Consider the following 23,432-nt stretch of genomic DNA (forward strand, 5'->3'; position numbering starts at 1 on the left):
CCGCGCCATGACAATCTTTCGGGCCGTAGCCGCGGCGGTCCGTATCTGCTAGAGCGGAATCACCGGGTTTGACGGATCGCCTCCGACGATTCAGTCAGACCCGGACCTGCTCTAGGTGCCTGCAAAGAGCGCCGACCAACCGGAGACGGGGCCCGTGCCCGAACCAGCCGCCTCGGCCAGCGAGGACTTCAGCGTAACCGCCGACGGCCGGCGGCTCGCCGTGCGCCGACTGCGGCCGCCGGGCGCCGCCGCTGCCGGGCCGACCCTGGTTTTTCTCCACGAGGGGCTCGGCTCCATCGCCCAGTGGCGCGACTTCCCGACGGCGCTGTGCGCGCTGACCGGCCGGCCGGGCCTGGTCTACGACCGCTGGGGCTTCGGCGGCTCGGACCCGGTGACGCTGCCGCGCCCGACCGACTACCTGGAACGCGAGGCGACCGGGGCCCTGCCCGCCGTGCTGGAGGCCTGCGGGATCCAGCGGCCGATCCTGATCGGCCACAGCGACGGCGGCACGATCGCCCTGCTCTACGCCGCCGCCTTTCCGGATCGACCGGCCGGCTGCATCACCGAGGCGGCCCACGTCTTCGTCGAGGCCGTCACCCTGGCCGGCATCCGCCAGGCGGTCGCCGCCTGGGACGCGGGGGAGCTGCGCTGGCGCCTGGAGCGCTACCACGGCGACAAGACCGAGAGCGCCTTCCGCGGCTGGGCCGAGACCTGGCTGAGCCCCGCGTTCCGCAACTGGAACATCGTCGAGCGGCTGCCCGGCATCACCTGTCCGCTCCTGGTCATGCAGGGCGCGGACGACGAGTACGGGACGCCGGCCCAGGTCGCCGCGATCGCCGAAGGCGCCGCCGGCCTGGTCGAGACCTGCCTGCTGCCCGACTGCGCCCACATTCCCCACCTCCAGGCGCGCGACCGGGTGCTGGCGGAGATGTCCGCCTTCGTGAATGCGGTTAGGGCCTAAAGCGCGGTCTCACGAGGCGTTCAACAACTGGACATTGCCCCGCAACTGCACCATTTTTCGCAGGGGAACACCCGGCCGTGCACCGCAAAGGGCGCTCGGGCCGACAAAGCGCATTCAGGAAGAAACCTCGTCTGAACCCTTGGAAGGAGCACCCGCCGTGAGCCTCGGCCAAGACACACTGAAGACCCGCCGCAAGCTGACGGTCGGCGGCAAGGACTACGACTACTTCAGCCTCGAAGCCGCGGAGGAAAGGCTAGGCGATCTCTCGCGCCTGCCGTTTTCCCTCAAGGTGCTTCTGGAGAACCTCCTGCGCTACGAGGACGGCCAGACCGTGACGGTCGAGGACATCGAGGCCATGGCCGGCTGGCTCACCGAGCGGCGGTCGAGCCGCGAGATCGCCTACCGACCCGCGCGGGTCCTCATGCAGGACTTCACCGGCGTTCCCGCCGTCGTCGACCTGGCCGCCATGCGCCAGGCGATGGACGACCTGGGCGGCGACCCCAAGAAGATCAACCCGCTGTCTCCGGTCGATCTGGTGATCGACCACTCGGTCATGGTCGACGCCTTCGGCACGGCGAACGCTTTCAGGCAGAACGTGGAACGCGAGTTCGAGCGTAACGGCGAGCGCTATTCCTTCCTGCGCTGGGGCCAGGGCGCGTTCGACAATTTCCGGGTCGTGCCGCCGGGCACGGGGATCTGCCACCAGGTCAACCTGGAGTATCTGGCCCAGGTGGTCTGGACCAAGGACGACGCCGGCAAGATCGTGGCCTACCCCGACACGCTGGTCGGCACCGACAGCCATACGACCATGGTCAACGGCCTGGCGGTGCTCGGCTGGGGCGTCGGCGGCATCGAGGCCGAGGCGGCCATGCTGGGTCAGCCGGTGACCATGCTGATCCCCGAGGTGATCGGCATGAAGCTGACCGGAACCCTGAACGAAGGCACCACGGCGACCGACCTGGTTCTGACCGTGACCCAGATGCTGCGCGCCAAGGGCGTGGTCGGCAAGTTCGTCGAGTTCTACGGCCCGGGCCTCGATCACCTGACCCTGGCCGACCAGGCGACCATCGCCAACATGGCGCCGGAGTACGGCGCGACCTGCGGCTTCTTCCCGGTCGACGAGGAGACGATCCGCTATCTCACCTTCACCGGCCGCGACCCGGAGCGGGTCGCGCTGGTCGAGGCCTACGCCCAGGCCCAGGGCATGTGGCGCGACGCCTCGACGCCCGATCCGGTGTTCACCGACACGCTCGAGCTGGACCTGGGCAGCGTCGAGCCGAGCCTGGCCGGGCCGAAGCGGCCCCAGGACCGGGTCGCGCTCTCCAGCCTCGCGGGCGAGGCCGGCAAGATCATTGGCGACTCGGTCGGCCAGGCCTCGACCAAGGCGGTCGGGGTCAAGGGCGCGAACCACGCTCTCCGCCACGGCGACGTGGTGATCGCGGCGATCACCAGCTGCACCAACACCTCGAATCCCAGCGTCCTGATCGCGGCCGGCCTGGTCGCCCGCAAGGCGCGCGAACGCGGCCTCGAGACCAAGCCCTGGGTCAAGACCTCACTGGCGCCCGGCTCCCAGGTGGTGACCGACTACCTCGAGGCGGCCGGACTCCAGGCAGAGCTGGACGGGCTCGGCTTCGATCTGGTCGGCTACGGCTGCACCACCTGCATCGGCAACTCCGGCCCCCTGCCGGAGCCGATCGCCGAGGCGATCGAGACCGGCGACCTGCACGTCGCCGCCGTGCTGTCCGGGAACCGGAACTTCGAAGGCCGTGTCAACCCGCTGACCCGGCTGAACTACCTGGCGTCGCCGCCGCTCGTCGTGGCCTACGCCCTGGCCGGCTCGATCACCCTCGACCTGATGACCGAGCCGCTCGGCAAGGGCAGCGACGGCGAGCCGGTCTACCTGCGTGACATCTGGCCCAGCAACCGGGAGATCCAGGATGTCATGGACAGCGTCCTGACGCCCGAGATGTTCCGCAGCCGCTACGCCGACGTCTTCCAGGGGCCGGCCGAGTGGCAGTCGGTCCAGGCCGCGCCGAGCCTGACCTACAAGTGGCAGGACGGCAGCACCTACGTGCAGTACCCGCCGTTCTTCGAGGGCATGGGGCCGGAGCCGGGCGAGGTCGGCGACATCGTCGGCGCCCGGCCGCTCGCCCTGCTCGGCGACTCCGTCACCACGGACCACATCTCGCCGGCCGGCGCGATCAAGCAGGACAGCCCGGCGGGCGGCTACCTGATCGAGCATCAGGTGCGGCCCTACGACTTCAATTCCTACGGCTCCAGGCGCGGCAACCACGAGGTCATGATGCGGGGCACCTTCGCCAACATCCGCATCCGCAACCTCATGGTGCCCGGGGTCGAGGGCGGCGTCACCAAGCACCAGCCCTCGGGCGAGGTCATGCCGATCTACGACGCGGCCATGCGCTACCAGGCCGAGGGCGTGCCCCTGGTGGTGATCGGCGGCAAGGAGTATGGCACCGGCTCGTCACGCGACTGGGCCGCCAAGGGAACCCGCCTCCTGGGGGTCAGGGCGGTGATCGTGCAGAGCTTCGAGCGCATCCACCGCTCCAACCTGATCGGCATGGGCGTGCTGCCCCTGCAGTTCAAGCCGGACCAGGCCCTGGCGCTGGGCGGCGAGGAGATCTTCGACATCGAGGGCATCGCCGAGGGCATCACGCCGGGCATGGACGTCGCCTGCCGGATTCACCGGCCGGGCGGCGAGACCGAGGAGATCACGCTCACCTGCCGCATCGACACCGCCGACGAGGTCGAATACTTCCGCCACGGCGGCATCCTGCACTACGTCCTTCGCAACATGCTCAAGGCGGCGTGAAGGGGGAATCGAGCCAAACGTCTAGAGCGGATCGGGAACGGGGCCTACCGCAGCCCCTTGGCCACCCCGCCGCGCAAGGTTCTCATTGGACCAGCGGCGTCCTGGCACCCTCCAGGTCGATTCCGTGGATTTCCGCCCGGCCGGCGAGGATATGGATGTACTGCGCGACCGCCCGCTGCCAACTTGCCGTCTGCAGATAGTCGGCAATACGGTCCCGCACCGCTTCGAAAGGCAGTTGCCGGCCGTCGATGCGGCGGTCGAGCCGCAGGACGTGGACGCCATAGCGTGAGCGCACCGGCACCGGACAGAGCTGCCCTTCCTCGAGATTGGCCAGGAAGGTCTCGAACTCCGGCACCGTGTCGCCGCGCGATACCTGCCCCAGCCGGCCGTCGTTCTGTGCCGAGCTGCAGGCCGAGAGCCGGCGCGCGAGATTTGCGAAAGCGCCGGGGTCTTTCTGAAGGGCGGCGATCACCTGCTCCGCCTCGGACACCGCCTTCTCGTAGGCCGCCCCATCGTCGGGCGCCGCGGAGAAGAGAATGTGGGCGGCCTCGAAGAGGTCCGGGCTGCGAAAGCGTTGCGGGTTGTTGTCGAAGTACCGCCGGCAGGTCGCCTCGTCCGCCTCAGGAACCGTCACTTCGCGCTCCAGCAGGGTGCGGATCGTGGCTTCCTCACCGATCTCCTGCCGGCCTTTGTCGTCGGTTTCCGGGGCCGCCGCGATGCCCTGGCGCCCTGCCTCCTGGAGCAGCAGTTCGCGGACAGCCAGGGCTTGGGCCGCGGCCGCCAGCGCCGCTTCCGGGGTCTCTGCCGGATGGTTCTGAGCTTCGGCCTGGATCGCCGCCTGCGAAATGCAGGCGGCGTTGATCTTGATGCCCTCCACCGGCCCTATTCCGCAGGCGTCGCCGTGCCAGCCGCACGATGGGCGCCGGCTGCACGATGGGCGCCGGCCGGACGACGGGAGCGGACGACCTGATAGCCCGGCCGCCAGACATAGCGGATGGGCACACTGAGCATGTGCACCAACCGGGTGAAGGGGAAGAGGAGGAAGATTGTCAGCCCCAGGAAGATATGCAGTTTGAAGATCGGATGCGCACCAGCCATCAGGGCGGCGGCACCGAAGTCAAAGGTGAAGATGCCCTGTGCCCAGTTCATAAAGCGCACCATCTCCTCGCCGTCGAGGTGACCCAGGGAAACGGGGATGGTCCCCAGGCCCAGGGCCAGCTGGATCCACAGCAAGACGATAATGGCGCTATCGCTGAAGCTGGAGGTCGCGCGGATACGCGGATCGAAGAGCCGGCGATGCGCCAGCATAGTGGCGCCGATGATGGCCAAGACCCCCGCGATGCCGCCCAGCCCGATGGCCATCAGCTGTTTGAAGGTGTGGCTGACACCGATGAAGTCGAACACCGCGATGGGTGTCAGCAGGCCGACGAAATGCCCGAGAAAGATGAAGAGCACACCGGCATGAAACAGCACGGAACCCACCACCAACTGGCGCCGGCGCAGAAGCTGGCTGGAGCCCGAGCGCCAAGTGTAGGGCTCACGGTCATAGCGGACAATCGATCCGAGGACCATGACCGTCAAGGCGATGTATGGGTAAATCCCGAAGACGAGCGTGTTCATAAAAGAGCCCATAGCGCGAACTCCTCAATCCGAGTTGTTGGCCGCAAGGCCTGAAGCGGAGGTTTGAACGTTGGGTGCATCCATGCGGGCAAGGCTGTCGCGGGCGACCGGGCAGCCTCCTCCCGGCGAGACGCCGCCCGATCCCGAACCCGGCCCGAAGGTAACCGGCTGGTCTTCCCAGGCGCGATCCAGCGCCTCGAGGTCGCTTGGATCCTCATCCGGTTCGGCCAGCAGGTCATCCATGGCCGCTTTCGCCGGCTTTCCCGTGGCGATGCCCTCCAAGGCAAGGAAGACCCAGTTATAAGGGCTCTTGCGTTTGCGCAGCCGCTCGGCCAAGGCAGCGATGACATGGAGCGGCTGACTCAGCAGATCGCGCGCCTCCTCTGCGGGCCGGGTGCCGAGGAACTCGAGAAACAGCGGCAGGAAGTCTGGCAGTTCCCGCGCACCGATCACCAGACCATGCTTCTCGTAGTGCGCCGCCAAGTCGACCAGCGCCTGGCCGCGGTCGCGGCTTTCGCCGTGAATGTGCTCGAAGAGATGTAACGACAGCGAACGGGTGCGGTCGAAGAGCAGGACATAGCGCTCCTGCAGGTCGTAAAGGTCGCCGGCCGCAAGCTCATCGATCAGGCCAAAAACCCCTTTCGCGCAGTTGGCCGGCACCATTTTCTCGTCCGCGAGGACCTGTTTCATTTCGGCAGCCGCCGCCTGGATTTCCTTCTCGGGATAGGTCAGCAGCAGGGAGAGCACCTTGAAGGTCTTGCCCATCACATGACCTCCGTGGGGGTGTGCACTTTCTTCTTGCGTCCGGCGCCGAAGAGGTTGGTGTCGCTGGCACCTTCCGAGCAGCCGTTGCCGAAGCTGAAGCCGCAGGAACCGCGCAGGTCGTAGGCGTCTTCGCCGACCTCGCGATGTGCCGTCGGGATGACGAAGCGGTCCTCGTAGTTGGCGATCGCCATGACGTGGTACATGTCCTCGATCTGCCTTGGCGTGAGACCTACGCGCTGGGCCACCGCCTCGTCCAACATGCCGTCCACCGTTTTGGCGCGCATGTAGGCGCGCATGGCGAGCATACGTTGCAGCGCTTTGGCCACCGGCTTCTCGTTGCCGGCCGTCAAGAGATTGGCGAGGTAGCGGATGGGAATGCGCAGGGAGTTGACGTCGGGTAGCCCGTCGTCCCAGGCAATCTTGCCGGCCTCGGCCGCCGACTGAATTGGCGAGAGCGGCGGCACGTACCAGACCATCGGCAGCGTCCGGTATTCCGGGTGCAGCGGGAAGGCGATCTTCCAGTCCATTGCCATCTTCCAAACCGGAGACCTGCGCGCGGCCTCCAGCCAGTCTTCCGGAACCCCGTCTTCACGCGCCTGGGCGATCACCTCGGGGTCGTTGGGGTCAAGGAAGATGTCGAGCTGGGCCTGATAAAGGTCGCCGGGATCTTCGGTCGCCGCCGCGTCGCTGATCCCGTCGGCGTCGTAGAGCAGCACACCCAGATAGCGGATACGTCCGACGCAGGTCTCGGAGCAGACCGTCGGTTCGCCGGCTTCGATGCGTGGATAGCAGAAGATGCACTTCTCCGACTTTCCGGAAGACCAGTTGTAGTAGATCTTCTTGTAGGGGCAGCCGGATACGCACATGCGCCAGCCGCGGCATTTCTCCTGGTCGATGAGGACGATCCCGTCCTCCTCGCGCTTGTAGATGGCGCCCGAAGGACAGGCAGCCACGCAGGTCGGGTTCAAGCAGTGCTCGCAAAGCCGCGGCAGATACATCATGAAGGTGTTTTCGAAGGCGCCGTAGATCTCCTTCTCGACCCCTTCGAAGTTTACGTCCTTGGAGCGCTTGGCAAACTCGCCGCCGAGGATCTCTTCCCAGTTCGGCCCCCATTCGATCTTCTCCATGCGCTCGCCGGAAATGAGCGACCGCGGCCGGGCCGTCGGCGTGGCTTCAAGCTCCGGCGCAGTCTGGAGATGCTCGTAGTCGAAGGTGAAGGGCTCGTAGTAGTCGTCGATCTCCGGAAGGTCCGGATTGGCGAAGATCTTCGCCAATATGCGCCATTTGGCACCCATCTTCGGGCGCAAACGGCCGTTTCCGGTGCGCTCCCAGCCGCCGTTCCAGCGTTTCTGGTTCTCCCATTCCTTGGGATAGCCGATGCCCGGCTTGGTCTCGACGTTGTTGAACCAGGCGTATTCCATGCCTTCCCGGTTGGTCCAGACGTTCTTGCAGGTGACGGAACAGGTGTGACACCCGATACACTTGTCCAGGTTCAACACCATGCCGATTTGCGCGCGGATCTTCATTCTGCAGCCTCCATGTCGTCGCGGGCCGGCCGCTCGAGCCAGTCGACCTTGTCCATCTTGCGGACAATGACGAACTCGTCGCGATTGGAACCGACCGTTCCGTAATAGTTGAAGCCGTAAGACTGTTGGGCATAGCCGCCGATCATATGGGTCGGCTTCAGCACCGTGCGGGTCACCGAATTGTGGATGCCCCCGCGCTGGCCCGTGGTTTCTGCCCCCGGCGTGTTCACGATCTTCTCCTGCGCGTGATACATGAAGATGGTTCCCTCATGCATGCGCTGAGAGACGACGACCCGCGCCGTCAGTGCGCCATTGGTGTTGTAGACTTCGACCCAGTCGTTGTCTTGGATCGCCGCCTTCTTGGCGTCTACCTCGCTGATCCAGACCACCGGGCCGCCCCGGTTCAACGTCAGCATCAAAAGGTTGTCGGTGTAGGTGGAGTGGATCCCCCACTTCTGGTGTGGTGTGATGAAATTCAACACCACTTGCGGGTTTCCATTGTCCTTCTCGGCAATGACCGGATTCACCGACTTGGTATCGATCGGCGGGCGGTAGACGCAGAAGCCCTCGCCGAACGCCCGCATCCAGAGGTGATCCTGATAGAGCTGCTGGCGGCCGGTCAAGGTGCGCCAGGGAATCAGCTCATGCACGTTGGTGTATCCGGCGTTGTAGCAGACCGACTCCGACTCGATTCCCGACCAAGTCGGTGACGAGATGATCTTGCGCGGTTGGGCGACCACGTCCCGGAACCGGATCTTCTCATCCTCCTTGGGCAGTGCCAGATGCTGGTGATCGAGGCCGGTCGCCTTGCCCAACGCTCCCCAGGCTTTGACTGCTACCTCGCCATTGGTCTCGGGCGCCAGCATCAAGATCACTTCGGTGGCATCGACGTCACTCTCGATGCGCGGCATACCCTGGGTCGGACCCTCCTCGGTCACCACGCCATTCAGACTGCGGAGGTGGTCGACCTCATGCTCGGTGTTCCAGGAAATGCCCTTGCCGCCGTTGCCCAGTTTGTTCATCAGCGGCCCGAGGGCGGTAAAGCGCTTGTGGAGGTTCGGATAGTCGCGCTCGACCACCGCAACCTGCGGCATGGTCTTGCCGGGAACGGGCTCGGTCTCACCCTTCTTCCAGTCCTTCACGTCCATCGCCTGAGCAATCTCAGCGGGGGTGTCGTGCAGGATCGGCACCATGACCACATCCTTCTCGACGCCCAGAACCTCGGGCGCGACCTCGGAGAAGGCCTTGGCGATTCCCTTGTAGATCTCCCAGTCGCTGCGGCATTCCCAGACGGGGTCCGCCGCCGCACTCAGCGGGTGGATGAAGGGGTGCATGTCGGAGGTGTTGAGGTCGTTCTTCTCGTACCAAGTCGCCGTCGGCAGCACGATGTCGGAATAGACGCAAGTCGTCGACATGCGGAAGTCGAGCGTCACCAAGAGGTCGAGCTTGCCTTCCGGCGCCTGATCGTGCCAGGCGGCTTCCTGCGACCGCTGACGGCCGTCCTCGCCAAGGTCCTTGCCGAGCACGCCGTGCGAGGTGCCGAGCAGATGCTTGAGGAAGTATTCATGGCCCTTGCCCGAGGAACCCAGCAGATTCGAGCGCCAGACAAAGAGGTTGCGCGGCCAGTTCACCGGATTGTCCGGATCCTCGCAGGAAAGTTTCAAGTCGCCGGCCTTGAGCCGCTCGGCCACGTAGTCCTTGGGATCCTTGCCAGCCTCCGCGGCCGCCTTGGCAACCTCGAGCGGGTTGGTTTCCAGCTGCGGTGCGGAGGGCAGCCAACCCATGCGCTCGGCCCGGATGTTGTAGTCGATCAGGGCGCCGTCCCAGGGGCCTTCGGGCGCCGTGGGCGACAGGATTTCGTCGACCCCGAGGCTCTCGTAGCGCCACTGGTCGGTGTGAGCATAAAAGAACGAGGTTGAGTTCATGTGCCGAGGCGGGCGGCCCCAGTCGAGGGCGAAGGCCAGGGGCTGCCATCCGGTCTGCGGCCGCAGCTTCTCCTGGCCGACGTAGTGTGACCAGCCGCCGCCCGACTGACCGACGCAACCGCACATCACCAGCAGATTGATGATGCCGCGGTAGCTCATGTCCATGTGGTACCAGTGGTTCAGGCCGGCGCCGAGGATGACCATCGAGCGGCCCTTGGTCTTTTCGGCATTGCCCGCGAATTCCCGCGCCACGGTGACGATGTGGTCCGCCGGCACGCCGGTGATCTGCTCCGCCCAGGCGGGGGTGTAGGGCAGGTTGTCCTGGTAGCTCGTGGCGCAGAGGTCGTCGCCGAGGCCCCGGTCGAGACCGTAGTTGGCAACGAAGAGGTCAAAGACCGTGGCGACCAGGGTTTCACCTTCAGAGCCTTGAATCGCCTTAACCGGCACCTTGCGGACCAGCACGTCCGGATGATCCGTGCCCTTGAAATGATCGTGCTCGCGGTTGCCGAAATAGGGGAAGCCGACGTCGGCGACATCGTCGTGGTCCCGATCGAGGATCAGGCTGAGGCGCAGGGCGATCTCGCGGCCTTCAGCGTCTTTCTGCTCCAGGTTCCATTTGCCCTGTTCGCCCCAACGGAATCCGACGGAACCCTGAGGGGCGACGATCTGGTTGCTGTTTTCGTCGATCGCCAAGGTCTTCCATTCCGGATTGTTCTCCTGGCCGAGGTTGCCGTCCAGGTCGCTGGCGCGCAGCAGACGCTCGGGCACGTAGTGGCCGTTCTGTTTCACAAGGCGCACTAGCATCGGCATGTCGCTGTAACGCCGGGCATAGTCTTCGAAGTACTCGGCTTGGCGATCGAGATGGAATTCGCGCAGGATCACATGGCCCATTGCCATGGCCAGCGCGGCGTCGGTGCCCTGCTTGGGGTGCAGCCAGAGATCCGCGAACTTCGAGGCTTCGGAGTAGTCCGGGCTGACCACCACGGACTTGGTGCCCTTGTAGCGCGCCTCGGTATAGAAGTGGGCGTCGGGAGTGCGGGTCTGGGGTACGTTGGAGCCCCAGAGCATGAGGAAGCCGGCATTGTACCAGTCGGCGCTTTCCGGCACGTCGGTCTGCTCGCCCCAGGTCTGCGGCGACGCCGGCGGCAGGTCGCAGTACCAGTCGTAGAACGACATGCAAACGCCACCGAGCAGCGAGAGATAGCGCGCACCGGCGGCATAGGAGACCATCGACATGGCCGGGATCGGCGAGAAGCCGATCACCCGGTCGGGGCCATAGGTCTTCGCCGTATAGGCGTTGGCGGCGGCGATGATCTCGTTCACCTCTTGCCACTTGCCGCGCACGAAGCCGCCGAGGCCGCGCTTACGCGTATAGGCGGCCCGCTTCACCGGATCCTCGACGATCGACTGCCAGGCCGCCACCGGTGTCATGACCGCCCGGGCCTCGCGCCAGAGCTTCACGAGGCGCCCGCGGACCAAGGGATACTTCACCCGGTTGCCGGAATAGAGGTACCAGCTGTAGCTGGCGCCGCGGCTGCAGCCGCGCGGTTCGTGGTTCGGCAGGTCCGGGCGGGTGCGCGGATAGTCGGTTTGCTGGGTCTCCCAGGTGACAATGCCGCCCTTGACATAGATCTTCCAAGAGCAGGAACCGGTGCAATTGGCGCCATGGGTGGACCGTACGATCTTGTCGTGCTGCCAGCGCTTGCGATAGGCGTCTTCCCAGCTGCGGTCCTCGCGGGTGGTCGTGCCGTGGCCATGGGAGAACTCGCCCACCGACTTGTCGGCGAAGAAGTTCAGGCGATCGAGCAGTTGGCTCATGGAGAGTCTCCTTTCTCAGCCGCGGTCAACACGGCACAGGGGCGTTGCGACGGGTGTAGAAGAACCACGTGATCACCACGCAGAGCCCGTAGAAGATTAGGAAGGCATAGAGCGCCAGTTCCGGCCCTCCGGTCATGGCGATCGAAGTGCCGTAGGCCTTGGGAATGAAAAAGGCACCGTAAGCGGCGATCGCCGAGGTAAAGGCGATTATGGCCGCCGACTCGCCCGTCGACTGGCGCTTGTATTGTTGCTCATCGAGCTCCGGCATCAGCAGCTTGACCTGCTGGCCCATGATCACCGGGATCATCTGGAAGGTCGATGCATTGCCCACGCCGGTTCCAAAGAACAGCAGCATGAACATAGCGAAGAAGCCCCAGAAGGCGCCGGGCTGGTCCTTTATGCCGAGGAAGAAGAGCACGCCGGCCACCGCAGCGATCATCAGCAGGAAGGTCCAGAACGTGACCCGGCCGCCGCCGTACTTGTCGGAGATCCAGCCGGTGGCCGCCCGGCTGAGGGCGCCGACCAGCGGCCCGAGGAAGACGTACTGCAGAGAGTCGACCTCCGGAAACTGCGTCTTGGCCAGCAGCGGGAAGCCGGCCGAATAGCCGATGAAGGATCCGAAGGTTCCGGTGTAGAGCACGCACATGATCCAGTTGTGCCGGCGCCTGAAAATGATCGCCTGCTCCTTGAAGGACGCCTTGACCGAGGCAATGTCGTTCATGCCGAACCAGGCCGCCAGGGTGGCGACGACCAGGAATGGCACCCAGACGAAGCCGGCGTTCTGAATCCAGACTTTGCCGCCGTCGCTGATCGTCTGGGGCTCTCCGCCGATCGCCCCGAACACGCCGGCGGTGACGACCAGGGGCACCACGAATTGCATGACGCTGACCCCGAGGTTGCCGAGGCCCGCGTTCAGCGCCAGAGCGTTCCCCTTCTCCTTTTTCGGGAAGAAGAAGGAGATGTTGGACATGGAGGAGGCGAAATTGCCGCCGCCGAAACCGCACAGCAGAGCCAGGATCAAGAACACCGCGTAGGGCGTTTCAGGATCTTGCACGGAGAGTCCGATGCCCAGAGCCGGCAAAAGCAGCGAGGCGGTTGTCAGCGTGGTCCACAGGCGGCCGCCGAAAATCGGCACCATGAAGGAATAGAAGATCCGGAAGGTTGCGCCGGAGAGGCCGGGCAAGGCCGCCAGCCAGAACAGCTGATCGTGGGAGTAGGCAAAGCCGATTGCCGGCAGCTTGGCGACCACGACGGACCAGACCATCCAGACGGAAAAGGCGAGCAGTAGGCAGAAGATCGAGATCCAGAGATTCTTGGAGGCGATTCTGCGCCCGCCGCCTTCCCAGAAGCTGGTGTCCTCGGGGTTCCACTCGGTCAGCGTGTGTCCGCTGGTGGTTGTTCTTGGCGTGACACTCATCGTCTTTTCCTTCTCAGCGGGCGCGACCGGCGTCGGACTTCGGCCCCCAAGGCTTCGGATTCACTGGGCTGGGTGCATGCGCTCGACGCTGTCGCCGCGGTCGCCCGGATCCTTCTTCCGGGCCGAGCCCGGGCCGAGCACGCCGACGTGCTCCGGTCCGTGAAGCTCGGCCAATTCGGGCAGTTGGGGCAGGCCGGCCAGCTGTTCGCGGGCCACCGCCTTCTCCATGCGCAGGATGGCGAAGTGCATCCATAGCAGGGCAACGCCGACAAGGACGAAGAGCAGCATGAAGCAGCTAGTCCAGACACCGATGAAGTCGTTCATCAACCCGAAGCAAATCGGCAGAATGAACCCGCCAAGGCCGCCGATCATGCCGACCATACCGCCGACGGAGCCGACGTTCTCCGGGTAATAGACGGGAATATGCTTGTAGACGGCTGCCTTGCCGAGCGACATGAAGAAGCCGAGCGCAACGGTCAGCGCAACAAACAGTGGTAGCCCGATGGTCAGGTTGAAGGTGATCGGCCCGTCGATACCGCGTACGATATAGTTTGTCGAGGGGTAGCTCAGGAAGAAGCAGATGACGACCGAGGCGAAAAAGGTCCAATACATCACCCGGCGCGCGCCGAAGCGATCGGAGAGATAGCCGCCCAGGGCTCGAAAGACGCTGCCCGGCAACGCGTAGGCCGCCGCCAGCATGCCGGCTGTCTTGATGTCCAAGCCGTAGACGCCGACGTAGTAACGTGGCAGCCAAAGCGCGAGAGCAACGAAGGCGCCGAAAACGAAGAAATAGTAGAGCGCGAAACGCCAAACCTGCAGCTTTCGCAGGGGTGAGAGCTGCATGAGGGCCGACTTCGGCTTTTCGCCCCCGGCCTTGCGCTGAGCGGTGGCGGGATCGTCGCGCGTCGACAGGAAGAAGACAACCGCCATGGTCAACAGGATGACGGCGTAGACCTGGGCGGTCCTCTCCCAGCCGAAGGCGACAAGCAGGAAGGGGGCGCCGAAATTCGTCACCGCCGCGCCGACATTGCCCATGCCGAAGATGCCAAGCGCCGTGCCCTGGCGATCCTTTTCGTACCAGCGGGAGACATAGGCGATGCCGACGGCAAAGGAGCCGCCGGCCAAGCCGACACCCAGGGCAGCGACCAGGAACATCTCGTAGGTGGTCACCGTCGAGAGCATCCAGACCGCAACCGAGGTCAGCGCCATCACCGCGGTGAAGACGACGCGGCCACCGTACTGGTCGGTCCAGATTCCCAGAAAAATGCGGCTCAGCGAGCCGGTCAGGACCGGGGTCGCCACCAGGATGCCGAACTCGGTATCGGACAGCCCGAGCTCCTGTTTGATCCTCACGCCGATGATGGAAAAAATCGTCCAGACGGCAAAACAGACGGTGAAGGCCAGCGTGCTGATGCCAAGCACCTGATGCTGCTGGCCTCGCGTAACCCCTTGCAGGTCTTGCATCGCCCCTCTTTTCCCCACTCCCACCAGAACGCTGGGAACATTGGGGTTCCCTGCGCGGGCACAGGCGTAGAGGCATCGTAGCGAACGAGTGTTGACTCAGGTCAAATTGACTGCGTCTAGATCCAATAAATAAGCCTGGCGTACAAACTAGTGCGTTCGGGAATTGCGCTTTCTGCTTGGCAAGCTTGCGGTGTTGAGATCCGTCGCTTGAATTATGTCAAGCAAGGGCAATAATTCTGGTGTTCCCCTGGGCGCGTGTTTGGGAGGGCGCGGTGCGATCGAATGAGATTCCCATGGTACGGGAACTCGACCTCTTCGCTGAAATGGCGGAGGCCAATTTCGACGACCTGATGCAGGTCGCCTACCTGCAGCGCTTCCCGCCGCAGGTCCAGCTCATCGCTGAGGGCGACCCGGCCGACTTTCTCCATCTCGTCATCGAAGGGGGCGTCGAACTCTTTGCCAGAGCCAACGGGCGTGAGACTTCCGTGGAGATCGTCCGCCCCGTGTCGACTTTCATCCTGGCGGCGGCGCTCGAGGACCAGCCCTTTCTGATGTCGGCGCGCACCGTTGCGAATGCGCGGATCTTGATGATTCCCTCCAAGAACGTGAGAGCGGTCTTCGCGCGCGACGCGGATTTCGCGCGGGCCGTGGTGCGCGAGCTCTCGGGACGATTCCGCGACGTGGTGAAGTCGCTGAAGAACCACAAGCTGCGCAATGCCGTCGAGCGCCTTGCCAACTACCTTTTACACGAAGAATCCGTGCAGGGGTCGAATGGCACGGTGAGCTTGGGAATCGACAAGCGGACCCTGGCCGCCCTCTTGGGCATGACCCCGGAAAATCTCTCGCGCGCCTTCGGGACCCTGAAACCTTATGGCGTTGAAACGAACGGTCGCTCCATACGTCTGACCAATATCGATGACCTCCGCGTCCTGGCAAAGCCCCATCCGCTGATCGATGATCCAGCGAGCTGACTGAAGTTGACCTTCATCACTCGTCTCCTTTACCTGCCAGGAGAACGGTCTTTCGACGGCTTCCCGGTGCGGGTCAGCCGGCAGCGGCACTACGTCCTGCGCAACATGCTCAAGGCGGCATAGGCGGGACCGTCCGAACCGGATCTGCTCCGGGACGATGCGGCGAGAGGAGGGCTGGTTATCGGGTCAGCCGACCGTCAATCTGGCGCGCGACCTGGTGGGTATCTCCGATTCCTTGGGCCAATGTTTGTGGAAAGCCGTCGAGGATGAAAACGTCGTGATCGAGGTTGCGGTCGACCGCATCGGAAATCAGCGTGATGAGGATCCGGTCGGGCACGAGATCGCCTCGCGCCATGATCGCCGCGGCCTCCTGGCCGATTTGGCTTCCCGCCGAGACCGCGGCGCGCAAGAGGTGCCCGCTCGGGAGCTGCTTCAAGCCCAGCTCACGCTGCAGCCGGCCGGCCCCCGCCGAGGCGGACGGCAAGCCGGCGTTCTGCCTGAATCGCCAGGCGCCTTGCTAGAGCGGATCATGTCTTGACGGAAACGCTTCGCGGTTCCGGCAAAACATGTGAATCCGCTCTACGTCTATGGTTTAGAGCAGATTCACCGGGTTTGATGGATCGCCTCCGGCGATTCAGTCGAACCCGGATCTGCTCTAGGCGAATGTCCGGCTCGGGTAGGCCGCCTTGATGGCGGCGGCGGCAGGGCCGACGCCGCTTTCGCGGGTCACCGACCAGACGTGCTTGACGTACCAGCCGGGATGATTGGCCTCGAAGCTGTCGGTCAGCTCCCGCGGAGGCCGGTAGGAGGTGATGACCCGTCCACCGCTCGGACCGGTCTCGCTGAGCACCAGATATAGGTAGATCTTCTTGTGCATGGGTCCGCTTTCGGAAGCGGAGGTCGACTTGCGCCGGCCGCTGCGGTTGCGGTTCGCCGAGGGCCCGGCGATGGCGCCTTGCCCTCGGACGACGGCGGACTGCACGCCCACGACTTTAGGCCGCGTGCGGCGTGAAGAGCTTGTCGACGGCAACCTTGGTCCGGGCCTGGAGCGGCGCGGCAATCTCGTTCGCGGCGACAAGCGCCAACTCGGAGACCTTGGCGCTCTCGGCCATCGCCTTGTCCAACGCGGCCTGCATGTAGCCGGTCTGGAGATCGACCGCCTGCTGCACCGACTTGGCACCGCTCAGGGCCTTGGTGGCCGCGAGATTGGCCTCGTAGGCGCCTTTGACATAGGCCGCGAACTCGGCATTGAGCCGCTGCGCGCCGGCCAGGGCCGCCGTGTTGGCCTGGACGACCGCGTCCAGGTTGTCTTTGCCGATCACGACCAGCTCGTCGTAGCCCTCGAGGGCCTTGGTCACGGCCTCGACCGACTTCGCGCTAGCGGCTTGAAGGACCGCATAGGGCGCATCGACGGCGGCTTTCTGCTTCTTGGTAGCCATCGCTTGATCTTCCTCTCGTTCGTCACTTGGACGCTGGGTTGGTCCTCGCCGCGGCGCGCGTCCTCTGCACCGCCATCTGATGATGCTGCACTGCAGCATGGCGGAAACATATCTATTTAATGAGAAACTTCAAGCAAAATTGTGCAGTGCAGCATAACTTTTGCGAATCGTGATGCGAAAACTGAAGCCGGCTTTTTGGATCTTCCGCGAAGCGCGCCGATACGTGTCAGCGGGCTTCAGCTGGTTGGGCCCGCCGCTTCAGCCGTTCAAGGATGGCAAGCGAGTCATCGCGTGCGGGGAATGGCGAATATGAAGTCCGCGCCCTCGCCTTCCACGCTCTCGACCCAGATGCGGCCGCCCATGCGATCGACAATGTGCTGGCAGATGGCGAGGCCCAATCCGGTTCCCTTGGGATTTCCGGTCTGGCCAGCCCGCACTTGATGGAACTGGTCGAAAATTGCTTCGCAGTCCGCCTTTGGGATACCGGGTCCGTTGTCCTTTATGTGCGTGACCAGCTCGCTCCCCGTGCATTCAAGCGCGACCTTGACCCGGCCGGTGCCAGGGGGACAGAACTTTTGCGCATTGGAGAGCAGATTGATCACGACCTGTACGAGCCGGTCCCTGTCGGCGTGGATCAAGGGCACCGATTCGGGAAGTTCCGCCTCGAGCCGGACGTCGGCCTGCTCGAATACGCGGGAGAGCGTCGTAACGGAACTCTCGACCACGTCCTTCAGGTCGACATCCTCCATCTTCCACTGCATACGGCCAGCCTGGATCTTGGCGAGCTCGAGCACCTCGTTGATCAGACGGGTCAAGCGTTCGCTCTCGCTGATTATGATCCCCAGGAACTCCTTCTGCTCCTCCGGTTCGATTTCTGGGTCGTCGTGCAGGATCTCCGAAAAGGAGCGGATCGAGGTGAGCGGCGTACGCAGTTCGTGCGTGACCGTCGACAAGAACTCATCTTTGAGACGGTCCAATTCCCTCAGGCGCTCATTGGCCTCCTGGAGATCGCGGGTCGCGGCTTCGAGCGCTTCGGACTTCTGCTCGAGCTGACGGCTGTACTCGAGCACTTGGGTCGTTTCGTCCAACAGGCTCATGACCTGCTCGGGGCTGACGCCCTCGCCCTTCACGGCGGAAGCAATGGTGATCCGGGCCGAGGCACTGCCGATCGATCCGGCGATCAGTCTCTCGACTACCTGAACCAAGGCCGCGTCCCCATAGGCAGAGGCATCGAGGGTCACCCCACGCTCACGGGCGTGGCGCGCGAAGGCGGCCTCGGCGCGCTCCTTTCCCACGAACTTCTCGGCGAGCGCACGCAAATCCTTGACCAAGGCACTGCCTTGCCAAGCCCCGGCTGGCGCCTCGGTCTGGCCCCCCTGGCGAAACACCTCGACGAAGAGCGTTGCCTGGTTTTGTTCAAGGCTGCTCGGCCGGTCCAGAAGGGAAACCACAAGAAACGCGCCGGTGTTGAGGATCATGCTCCAGAACATCGCATGAGAGATCGGGTCCAGGCCCCCGATGCCGAGGAGCGCGTAGGGCCGAAGGAACTCCAGCCCGAAGGGTCCCGCGGTCAGAAAGCTCTCTGCGATCCAACCGGAGCGCGCAAATGAGGGAAGCAGGAGCGTATAGAGCCAAACCGCGAAGCCAGCCGACAAGCCGGCAATAGCGCCCCGGCGGGTCCCGCCCCGCCAGAAGATGCCCGCCAGCATCACCGGGGCAAACTGGGCGGCGGCGGCGAAGGACACCAGTCCGATGGAAACCAGGGCGTAGGAATCGCCGACCAGACGGTAGTAGACATAGGCCAGAAGCAGGATGACCAGAATGGCGCTCCGCCGGATGCCCAAAAGCAATCCGGACAGGTTGGTCCGTTCGGCGATCTGCAGCCGCCCCATTTGAATCAGGGCCGGCATTACGAGGTCGTTGCTCACCATGGTGCTGAGCGCGACCGTGGCGACAATGACCATCGCGGTCGCCGCGGAAAGCCCGCCGATGAAGACCAGCAGCGCCAGGAACGGCCGCTGCTCCGCCATGGGGAGCGCGAGGACAAAGGTGTCGGCATCGACCCCGCCGTCAGGGAACCAGAGGAGTCCGCCGAAGGCGATCGGCAGCACGAAGATGTTGATCAGCAAGAGATAGAGCGGAAACATCCACATGGCCTTGGTCAGGTGGCTCTCGTCGACATTCTCCACGACGGTGACCTGGAATTGACGGGGCAGGCAGATGATCGCCAGCATGGCCAACAAGGTCAGGGTCACCCAGTTGGTTCCCGCGGCATCGAACGTCATCAGCCGGGCGAGTTCCGGACGCTGCAGCGCCTGGCCAAAGAGGTCGCCGAATCCGTCGAACAGCCCGAAGGTGACGAACAGCCCGACAGCCAGGAAAGCGACAAGCTTGACCACGGACTCGAAGGCGATGGCGACGATCATGCCACCATGATGTTCCGTCGCATCCAGGTGGCGAGTGCCGAAGAGGATGGAGAACAAGGCCAGCACGGCGGTGACCACCAAAGCCGTGTCCGCAAGACCGAGCGCGCTTTGTGTCGCTCCCGAGAGCTCCGGATAGTGCAGGAGAACGTCGAAGCTGGAGGCCACCGCCTTCAGCTGCAGGGAGATGTAGGGCACGATCCCGATGGTCGCGATGATCGTGACCAAGCCGCCGAGCGCCTGGCTCTTGCCATAGCGCGACGCGATGAAGTCGGCGATCGAGGTAATTCTCTGAGCCTTGCTGATCCTGATGATCTTGCGCAGCAGAAACCAGCCGAGAACGAAGCTCAGAGTCGGCCCGAGGTAGATCGGCAGGAAGCCGACGCCGGTTTGAGCGGCCCGTCCAACGCTGCCGTAAAAGGTCCAGCTAGTGCAGTAGACGGCGATCGACAGGGAATAGATGTAGGGCGTCGCCTCGAGGCCCCGTCCCGCCTCGGTTCGCTTGTCGCCGTAGTAGGCGATGGCGAACAGCACGAGGAGATAGACCAGGGCCGTGAGCAGTATGATCCAGCCTGACAGCATCGCTAGACCGAGTCCCTCCCGTCCCGCTCGCGATCTGCCGGCGGCGCGGCTGGCTGTTGGTTCCCGCCACGCGAGGATTCCATGACCAGCGCCAAGAGGCCGATGAGGAGGGCCCAAGCGACGAAGAGGTAGAGGTAGAGGGCTGGTATCCCGAACAGCAGATGCTCTTCGGCGGCACCGAAGCTGTTGAGCACTGGGACGGAAAAGAGAACCGCTCCCAGCAACGCGAGGGCGATCGTCCGCTCGCCATACCTTCGCGTGTCATTCACGAGACTGGCCCCGGCGATTCACGGTTCGGCTCCTCATCCCTTCAGTAGCGTGCCTGCTGCCGGCGAATTTCGACGATCTTGTTCGACACCTCGATGGCCTGCCCGAGGCTGACAATGTTCCGCGCTTCCAGCAGCTCGATCATCCTGAGGAAGGCTCCGGCGGTAACCAGGGAGTCGCCCAGAGCCGTGTGCCGCCCCTGGATTTCGATTCCGAAACGCTCGGCAACCGCGTCCAGGGTATGCTGGTTCGTGTGATCGTGCAGAAAAGCCGAAAGGAGCACCGTATCCAGCACGGCGCTGTCGAACTTCACGCCGCAGAGATCCTGCTTTAGTGACAGGAACTTCAGATCGAAGGCCGCATTGTGAGCAACCAGCACCGCGTCGCCCACGAAGTCGTGGAATCGCTGCAGCACCTGCTCGATCTTCGGCTTGTCCCGCACCATCTCTTCCGTGATGCCATGGAACTTGATGGATTCCTTGGGAATCCCCCGCTGCGGGTTGACCAACTCGCTAAAGGATTCGCCGGTCAATATTCGGCCGTTCACGATCCTTACGCCGGCGATTGAGATGATTTCGTCGCCCTTCGAGGGCTCCAGGCCGGTCGTCTCGGTGTCGAAGACCACGTAGGTCAGCTCGCGCAGCGGCCGGTCGACCGCCGCCGAGGCCTCGATCCGCCGTAGGAGATCGAAGTCGTAAAACTCCGGCCGCTCCGGCAGGACCGCGCTGTCTCGTTTCGCCGCGCTGTGGTCTTCGACGGGGGCCGGGAGCGGCAGGCGAATTCTCGCCCAGCCCTCCCGGTGGACATCGCACCAAACTTCCGAGCGGTGACGCTCGAGCACGTCGCGGCCGGTCAAGCCGCCCAATTGCTCTTCGAGTGGCTCGTCCAACCAGGTTTCCAAACGGCCGGAGGGAACCACCTCGCCCTGCCAGGAAATGTCGATGTAGCACCTTCGGCTGGCCGAAGAGGCTTCGAGATCGAAGGTGGCGACATCGGAGTGCTTCGCGACCCGATGAACCATGTGATCGAGCAGTTCGACCACGCTGTGACTGTCGCAATGCAGCCAGATCGGGACTCCGGTCATCATGGAGTCGACAAGACGCTCGTCGCGCAGACGGCGGACGACGCAGTTGAGCACGTTGGCCGAATAGACGTCACTCATCGGCCAGTGGCCGGTCACCAGGTCGCGGTACTCGTCGTTGATGCCCTCCAGATGCCGCGAGAGGGCCTCGCACTCGCTGTCGAGAACGCCTTCGAACTCTTTCCGGTCCTCGGCATCCATGTCCATATCGCCGACCAGCATTTCCGTCGCTGCGCGCAGGTTCGCCAGGGGCCTTCTGAGACCGTCGATCGCCTCGCGAAGGAGGCGGTCTCGCTTGCCGAGAATGGCCAGCTTGCCGGTTGCGTCCTGGAAGGTGACGACGTAGCCGCTTGCCGTGCCCTCGTCCGCCTCGACGATGAGGCTGACCCGACCTTCCAGGACGTAGCGACCGTCGACCGTGGCGCAGACGACCAAGGCGGAATGGTCGAACCGGCCGGCATCGTCCTCCGCCTGGGCCAGGCTGTTGAACAACTGCTCCAGCGCATGGAGGAAGGGTTGCCGGTTCACCACCGTGAACAGCGATCGGCCCAGGCCGAGATCTCTGGTGAGCCGCAGGATCTGCAGTGCGCGCTGGTTGTAGAGCAGGATCTGGTGGTCGAAGTTGCAGATCATCACGCCTTCATGAAGATCCCGCAGAACGGCTTCCAAACGATTCCTCTGCTCTTCGGCCGCGCGAGTCGCCCGCGAGACCTGATCTTCAATCTGCCTGCGCGCGGTGGTCAGCGCTTCGCCCGCATCCCTTGTCGCGGCGAACAAGGCGCCGAGGGTGCCCGTCTTGGCCGATTGGATCTCGTGGTCGGGATTGGAATGGGTGAGCGTCTCCAGATCTCGGGTCAGGCGCTGAAGGGGTGCGACAAAGTCGACATCGAACCGCATCCAGACCCAGGTGATCACACCGATCAGCGCGAAGCCGGCGGCGCCGCCGAAGAGCACGAGCGGCGGCCCCGGGTTGCCGGTCAGCCGGTCCGCGGCGAGCCAAAGGCCCAGGCCCAGCAGAACCGGGACGGAAAGCGCAATGAGGGCGAAAAGGAGAAAGACACGAAACCGCAGGCCCAGTCTGTCGACCGGCTCAGTCACCCTCGTCTCCAAGCAGCGATCTGACCTTGCTGACCAGTTCCTTGGTCGAAAAGGGCTTGGTTATGTAGGCGTTGGCCCCGAGCGCCATCCCCTTCTCGATTTCGACCTCCTGTCCTCTGGCCGTTGCCATGATGATTTGGATGTGCTTAAGCGCCGGATCCGACCGGATCGTCTGACAGACGTCGTAGCCGTCGCGTTTCGGGATCATCACGTCGAGGATGATCAGATCGGGCACAGATGACTGGGCAATCTCCAGCGCCTCCTCGCCATCGCTGGCCTGAAGCACGTTGTATCCGGCCTTCTTCATCAAGTGTCGGAGCGAAAGCATGATGTTTCGCTCGTCATCGACAATGAGCACGGTCCTCTTCAACGACGCAGATTCCCCCTTCAATGCCTGCCGCCCCCTTTGCCGAGGCGAAACGGTCCAGGCTCAAGGTGGTCGGGTACAAAACCGGCCCGACACCGCTATTGGCAGCCGCTGCAGCAAACCTGTGCTTTGGCCATTGTGCCGCACTGACAGCTATCAGTGCGGACTCGAGAGCCTAGCACATAGACTTTTCCGAGCGAGAGTCTCGCGGCGGCCATTGGCGAACGGCACCGCGGGGCGGCAGGCGAGCCGAGTCGCTTCCCTGCGCCTGACGTCTCCTCGATTGGGCCTTGCACCGAAGTCACGGGCCTTACGAAGGACTGAGAAGCGCGGTGACCGAAGACTAAGTCGAAGTACTTGTTTCTACTCTGGTAAATCGAACGAGTATGGTCCGATAGGACCGCGCCTTTCTCGGGGGAGCAAGAGACAAGATCGACGGGATGTAGCCGTGATTGTCTGTGCGGCTCCAGCAATTACACGGAATTGCCATGACAAGTATGGTATTAATAGTTGAGGATGAGCCTGAGATTTTGAAGGCGCTTACATTTCTACTGAGCCGGGCAAATTTCGAGGTCCGCGTCGCCCGCGACGGGGAGGAGGCCATTGAGGCCATCGAGGAAGCCTGTCCGGCGCTTGTCCTGCTCGACGTCATGCTGCCCAAGAGAGACGGCTTCGAGGTCTGTGAGTTCATCCGCGCCAATCCGAAGTGGAATGACCTGCGGATTATCATGCTGACCGCCCGGGGACGAGAGGAAGATCGCGAAAGAGGTCTCGCGATGGGGGTCGACGCCTATTTGACCAAACCCTTTTCGACCCGCGAAGTCCTGGCGCAGGTTCAGCGCCTGGTTTCCATGAGTCCGCAGCGACAGGGGTAGGGC

Annotated in this window: 18 protein-coding genes; 4 read left to right on the forward strand and 14 right to left on the reverse strand. The window is 63.9% G+C overall.

Annotated features, from left to right (window positions below; translation table 11 throughout):
• The first annotated feature begins 154 nt into the window (after window positions 1–154).
• Both QNJ67_03780 and acnA read left to right on the forward strand, forming a co-directional pair.
• A complete protein-coding gene (locus QNJ67_03780) occupies window positions 155–961 on the forward strand; it encodes an alpha/beta hydrolase (protein ID MDJ0608070.1) in 807 nt (268 codons plus the stop codon).
• Window positions 962–1,118: 157 nt separating this feature from the next.
• Window positions 1,119–3,791, forward strand: coding sequence for an aconitate hydratase AcnA (acnA, locus tag QNJ67_03785; protein MDJ0608071.1), 2,673 nt, complete (start codon window positions 1,119–1,121; stop codon window positions 3,789–3,791).
• Window positions 3,792–3,873: 82 nt separating this feature from the next.
• Here acnA and QNJ67_03790 read toward each other — a convergent pair whose 3' ends face one another.
• The 7 genes from QNJ67_03790 to QNJ67_03820 are packed head-to-tail and all read right to left on the reverse strand — an operon-like array spanning window position 3,874 to window position 14,326.
• Window positions 3,874–4,668: a peptidylprolyl isomerase gene (locus QNJ67_03790; GenBank protein ID MDJ0608072.1), complete on the reverse strand. Its 795-nt coding sequence runs from the start codon at window positions 4,666–4,668 to the stop codon at window positions 3,874–3,876.
• 5 nt (window positions 4,669–4,673) lie between these two features.
• Window positions 4,674–5,411 (reverse strand): respiratory nitrate reductase subunit gamma, encoded by a 738-nt coding sequence (narI, locus tag QNJ67_03795; protein MDJ0608073.1) that lies wholly within the window; start codon window positions 5,409–5,411, stop codon window positions 4,674–4,676.
• A gap of 24 nt (window positions 5,412–5,435) precedes the next feature.
• Entirely contained in the window at window positions 5,436–6,176 is a 741-nt protein-coding gene (narJ, locus tag QNJ67_03800; protein ID MDJ0608074.1) for a nitrate reductase molybdenum cofactor assembly chaperone, read from the reverse strand.
• Complete coding sequence (gene narH, locus QNJ67_03805; GenBank protein MDJ0608075.1) at window positions 6,176–7,702, reverse strand: nitrate reductase subunit beta; 1,527 nt, start codon at window positions 7,700–7,702, stop codon at window positions 6,176–6,178. Before narH ends, narJ begins: the two co-directional genes overlap by 1 nt.
• A complete protein-coding gene (locus QNJ67_03810) occupies window positions 7,699–11,445 on the reverse strand; it encodes a nitrate reductase subunit alpha (GenBank protein MDJ0608076.1) in 3,747 nt (1,248 codons plus the stop codon). Before QNJ67_03810 ends, narH begins: the two co-directional genes overlap by 4 nt.
• Before the next feature lie 25 nt (window positions 11,446–11,470).
• Window positions 11,471–12,862: a NarK family nitrate/nitrite MFS transporter gene (locus QNJ67_03815; GenBank protein ID MDJ0608077.1), complete on the reverse strand. Its 1,392-nt coding sequence runs from the start codon at window positions 12,860–12,862 to the stop codon at window positions 11,471–11,473.
• A gap of 60 nt (window positions 12,863–12,922) precedes the next feature.
• Entirely contained in the window at window positions 12,923–14,326 is a 1,404-nt protein-coding gene (locus tag QNJ67_03820) for a nitrate/nitrite transporter (protein MDJ0608078.1), read from the reverse strand.
• Between the two features lie 272 nt (window positions 14,327–14,598).
• On the opposite strand from QNJ67_03820, the gene QNJ67_03825 reads away from it, so the two are divergent.
• Window positions 14,599–15,297, forward strand: coding sequence for a cyclic nucleotide-binding domain-containing protein (locus tag QNJ67_03825; GenBank protein ID MDJ0608079.1), 699 nt, complete (start codon window positions 14,599–14,601; stop codon window positions 15,295–15,297).
• Between the two features lie 178 nt (window positions 15,298–15,475).
• Here QNJ67_03825 and QNJ67_03830 read toward each other — a convergent pair whose 3' ends face one another.
• From QNJ67_03830 to QNJ67_03860, 7 genes are all read right to left on the reverse strand, one after another.
• On the reverse strand, window positions 15,476–15,781 hold the full coding sequence (locus tag QNJ67_03830; GenBank protein ID MDJ0608080.1) for a nucleoside monophosphate kinase: 306 nt from the start codon (window positions 15,779–15,781) through the stop codon (window positions 15,476–15,478).
• A gap of 171 nt (window positions 15,782–15,952) precedes the next feature.
• A complete protein-coding gene (locus QNJ67_03835) occupies window positions 15,953–16,279 on the reverse strand; it encodes a hypothetical protein (GenBank protein MDJ0608081.1) in 327 nt (108 codons plus the stop codon).
• Window positions 16,280–16,289: 10 nt separating this feature from the next.
• A complete protein-coding gene (locus QNJ67_03840) occupies window positions 16,290–16,736 on the reverse strand; it encodes a phasin family protein (GenBank protein ID MDJ0608082.1) in 447 nt (148 codons plus the stop codon).
• Window positions 16,737–17,020: 284 nt separating this feature from the next.
• Complete coding sequence (locus tag QNJ67_03845; GenBank protein ID MDJ0608083.1) at window positions 17,021–19,741, reverse strand: sensor histidine kinase; 2,721 nt, start codon at window positions 19,739–19,741, stop codon at window positions 17,021–17,023.
• A 2-nt stretch (window positions 19,742–19,743) separates the two neighbouring features.
• Entirely contained in the window at window positions 19,744–20,010 is a 267-nt protein-coding gene (locus tag QNJ67_03850) for a hypothetical protein (protein ID MDJ0608084.1), read from the reverse strand.
• Window positions 20,011–20,051: 41 nt separating this feature from the next.
• Entirely contained in the window at window positions 20,052–22,187 is a 2,136-nt protein-coding gene (locus tag QNJ67_03855) for an exonuclease domain-containing protein (protein MDJ0608085.1), read from the reverse strand.
• Window positions 22,180–22,545, reverse strand: coding sequence for a response regulator (locus QNJ67_03860; protein MDJ0608086.1), 366 nt, complete (start codon window positions 22,543–22,545; stop codon window positions 22,180–22,182). The genes QNJ67_03855 and QNJ67_03860 overlap by 8 nt, the downstream gene beginning before the upstream one ends.
• 467 nt (window positions 22,546–23,012) lie before the next feature.
• Between QNJ67_03860 and QNJ67_03865 the strand changes: the two genes are divergently transcribed.
• Window positions 23,013–23,429, forward strand: coding sequence for a response regulator (locus QNJ67_03865; GenBank protein ID MDJ0608087.1), 417 nt, complete (start codon window positions 23,013–23,015; stop codon window positions 23,427–23,429).
• Window positions 23,430–23,432: the final 3 nt, after the last annotated feature.

The sequence above is a fragment of the Kiloniellales bacterium genome (assembly GCA_030064845.1).
In the GTDB taxonomy this organism is placed as follows: domain Bacteria; phylum Pseudomonadota; class Alphaproteobacteria; order Kiloniellales; family JAKSDN01; genus JASJEC01.

Coding starts and splice junctions, on each gene's coding strand:
- QNJ67_03815 (MDJ0608077.1), bottom strand. CDS start 12,862: ATGAGTGTCACGCCAAGAACAACCACCAGCGGACACACGCTGACCGAG.
- QNJ67_03810 (MDJ0608076.1), bottom strand. CDS start 11,445: ATGAGCCAACTGCTCGATCGCCTGAACTTCTTCGCCGACAAGTCGGTG.
- QNJ67_03845 (MDJ0608083.1), bottom strand. CDS start 19,741: ATGCTGTCAGGCTGGATCATACTGCTCACGGCCCTGGTCTATCTCCTC.
- QNJ67_03840 (MDJ0608082.1), bottom strand. CDS start 16,736: ATGGCTACCAAGAAGCAGAAAGCCGCCGTCGATGCGCCCTATGCGGTC.
- narJ (MDJ0608074.1), bottom strand. CDS start 6,176: ATGGGCAAGACCTTCAAGGTGCTCTCCCTGCTGCTGACCTATCCCGAG.
- QNJ67_03820 (MDJ0608078.1), bottom strand. CDS start 14,326: ATGCAAGACCTGCAAGGGGTTACGCGAGGCCAGCAGCATCAGGTGCTT.
- narH (MDJ0608075.1), bottom strand. CDS start 7,702: ATGAAGATCCGCGCGCAAATCGGCATGGTGTTGAACCTGGACAAGTGT.
- narI (MDJ0608073.1), bottom strand. CDS start 5,411: ATGAACACGCTCGTCTTCGGGATTTACCCATACATCGCCTTGACGGTC.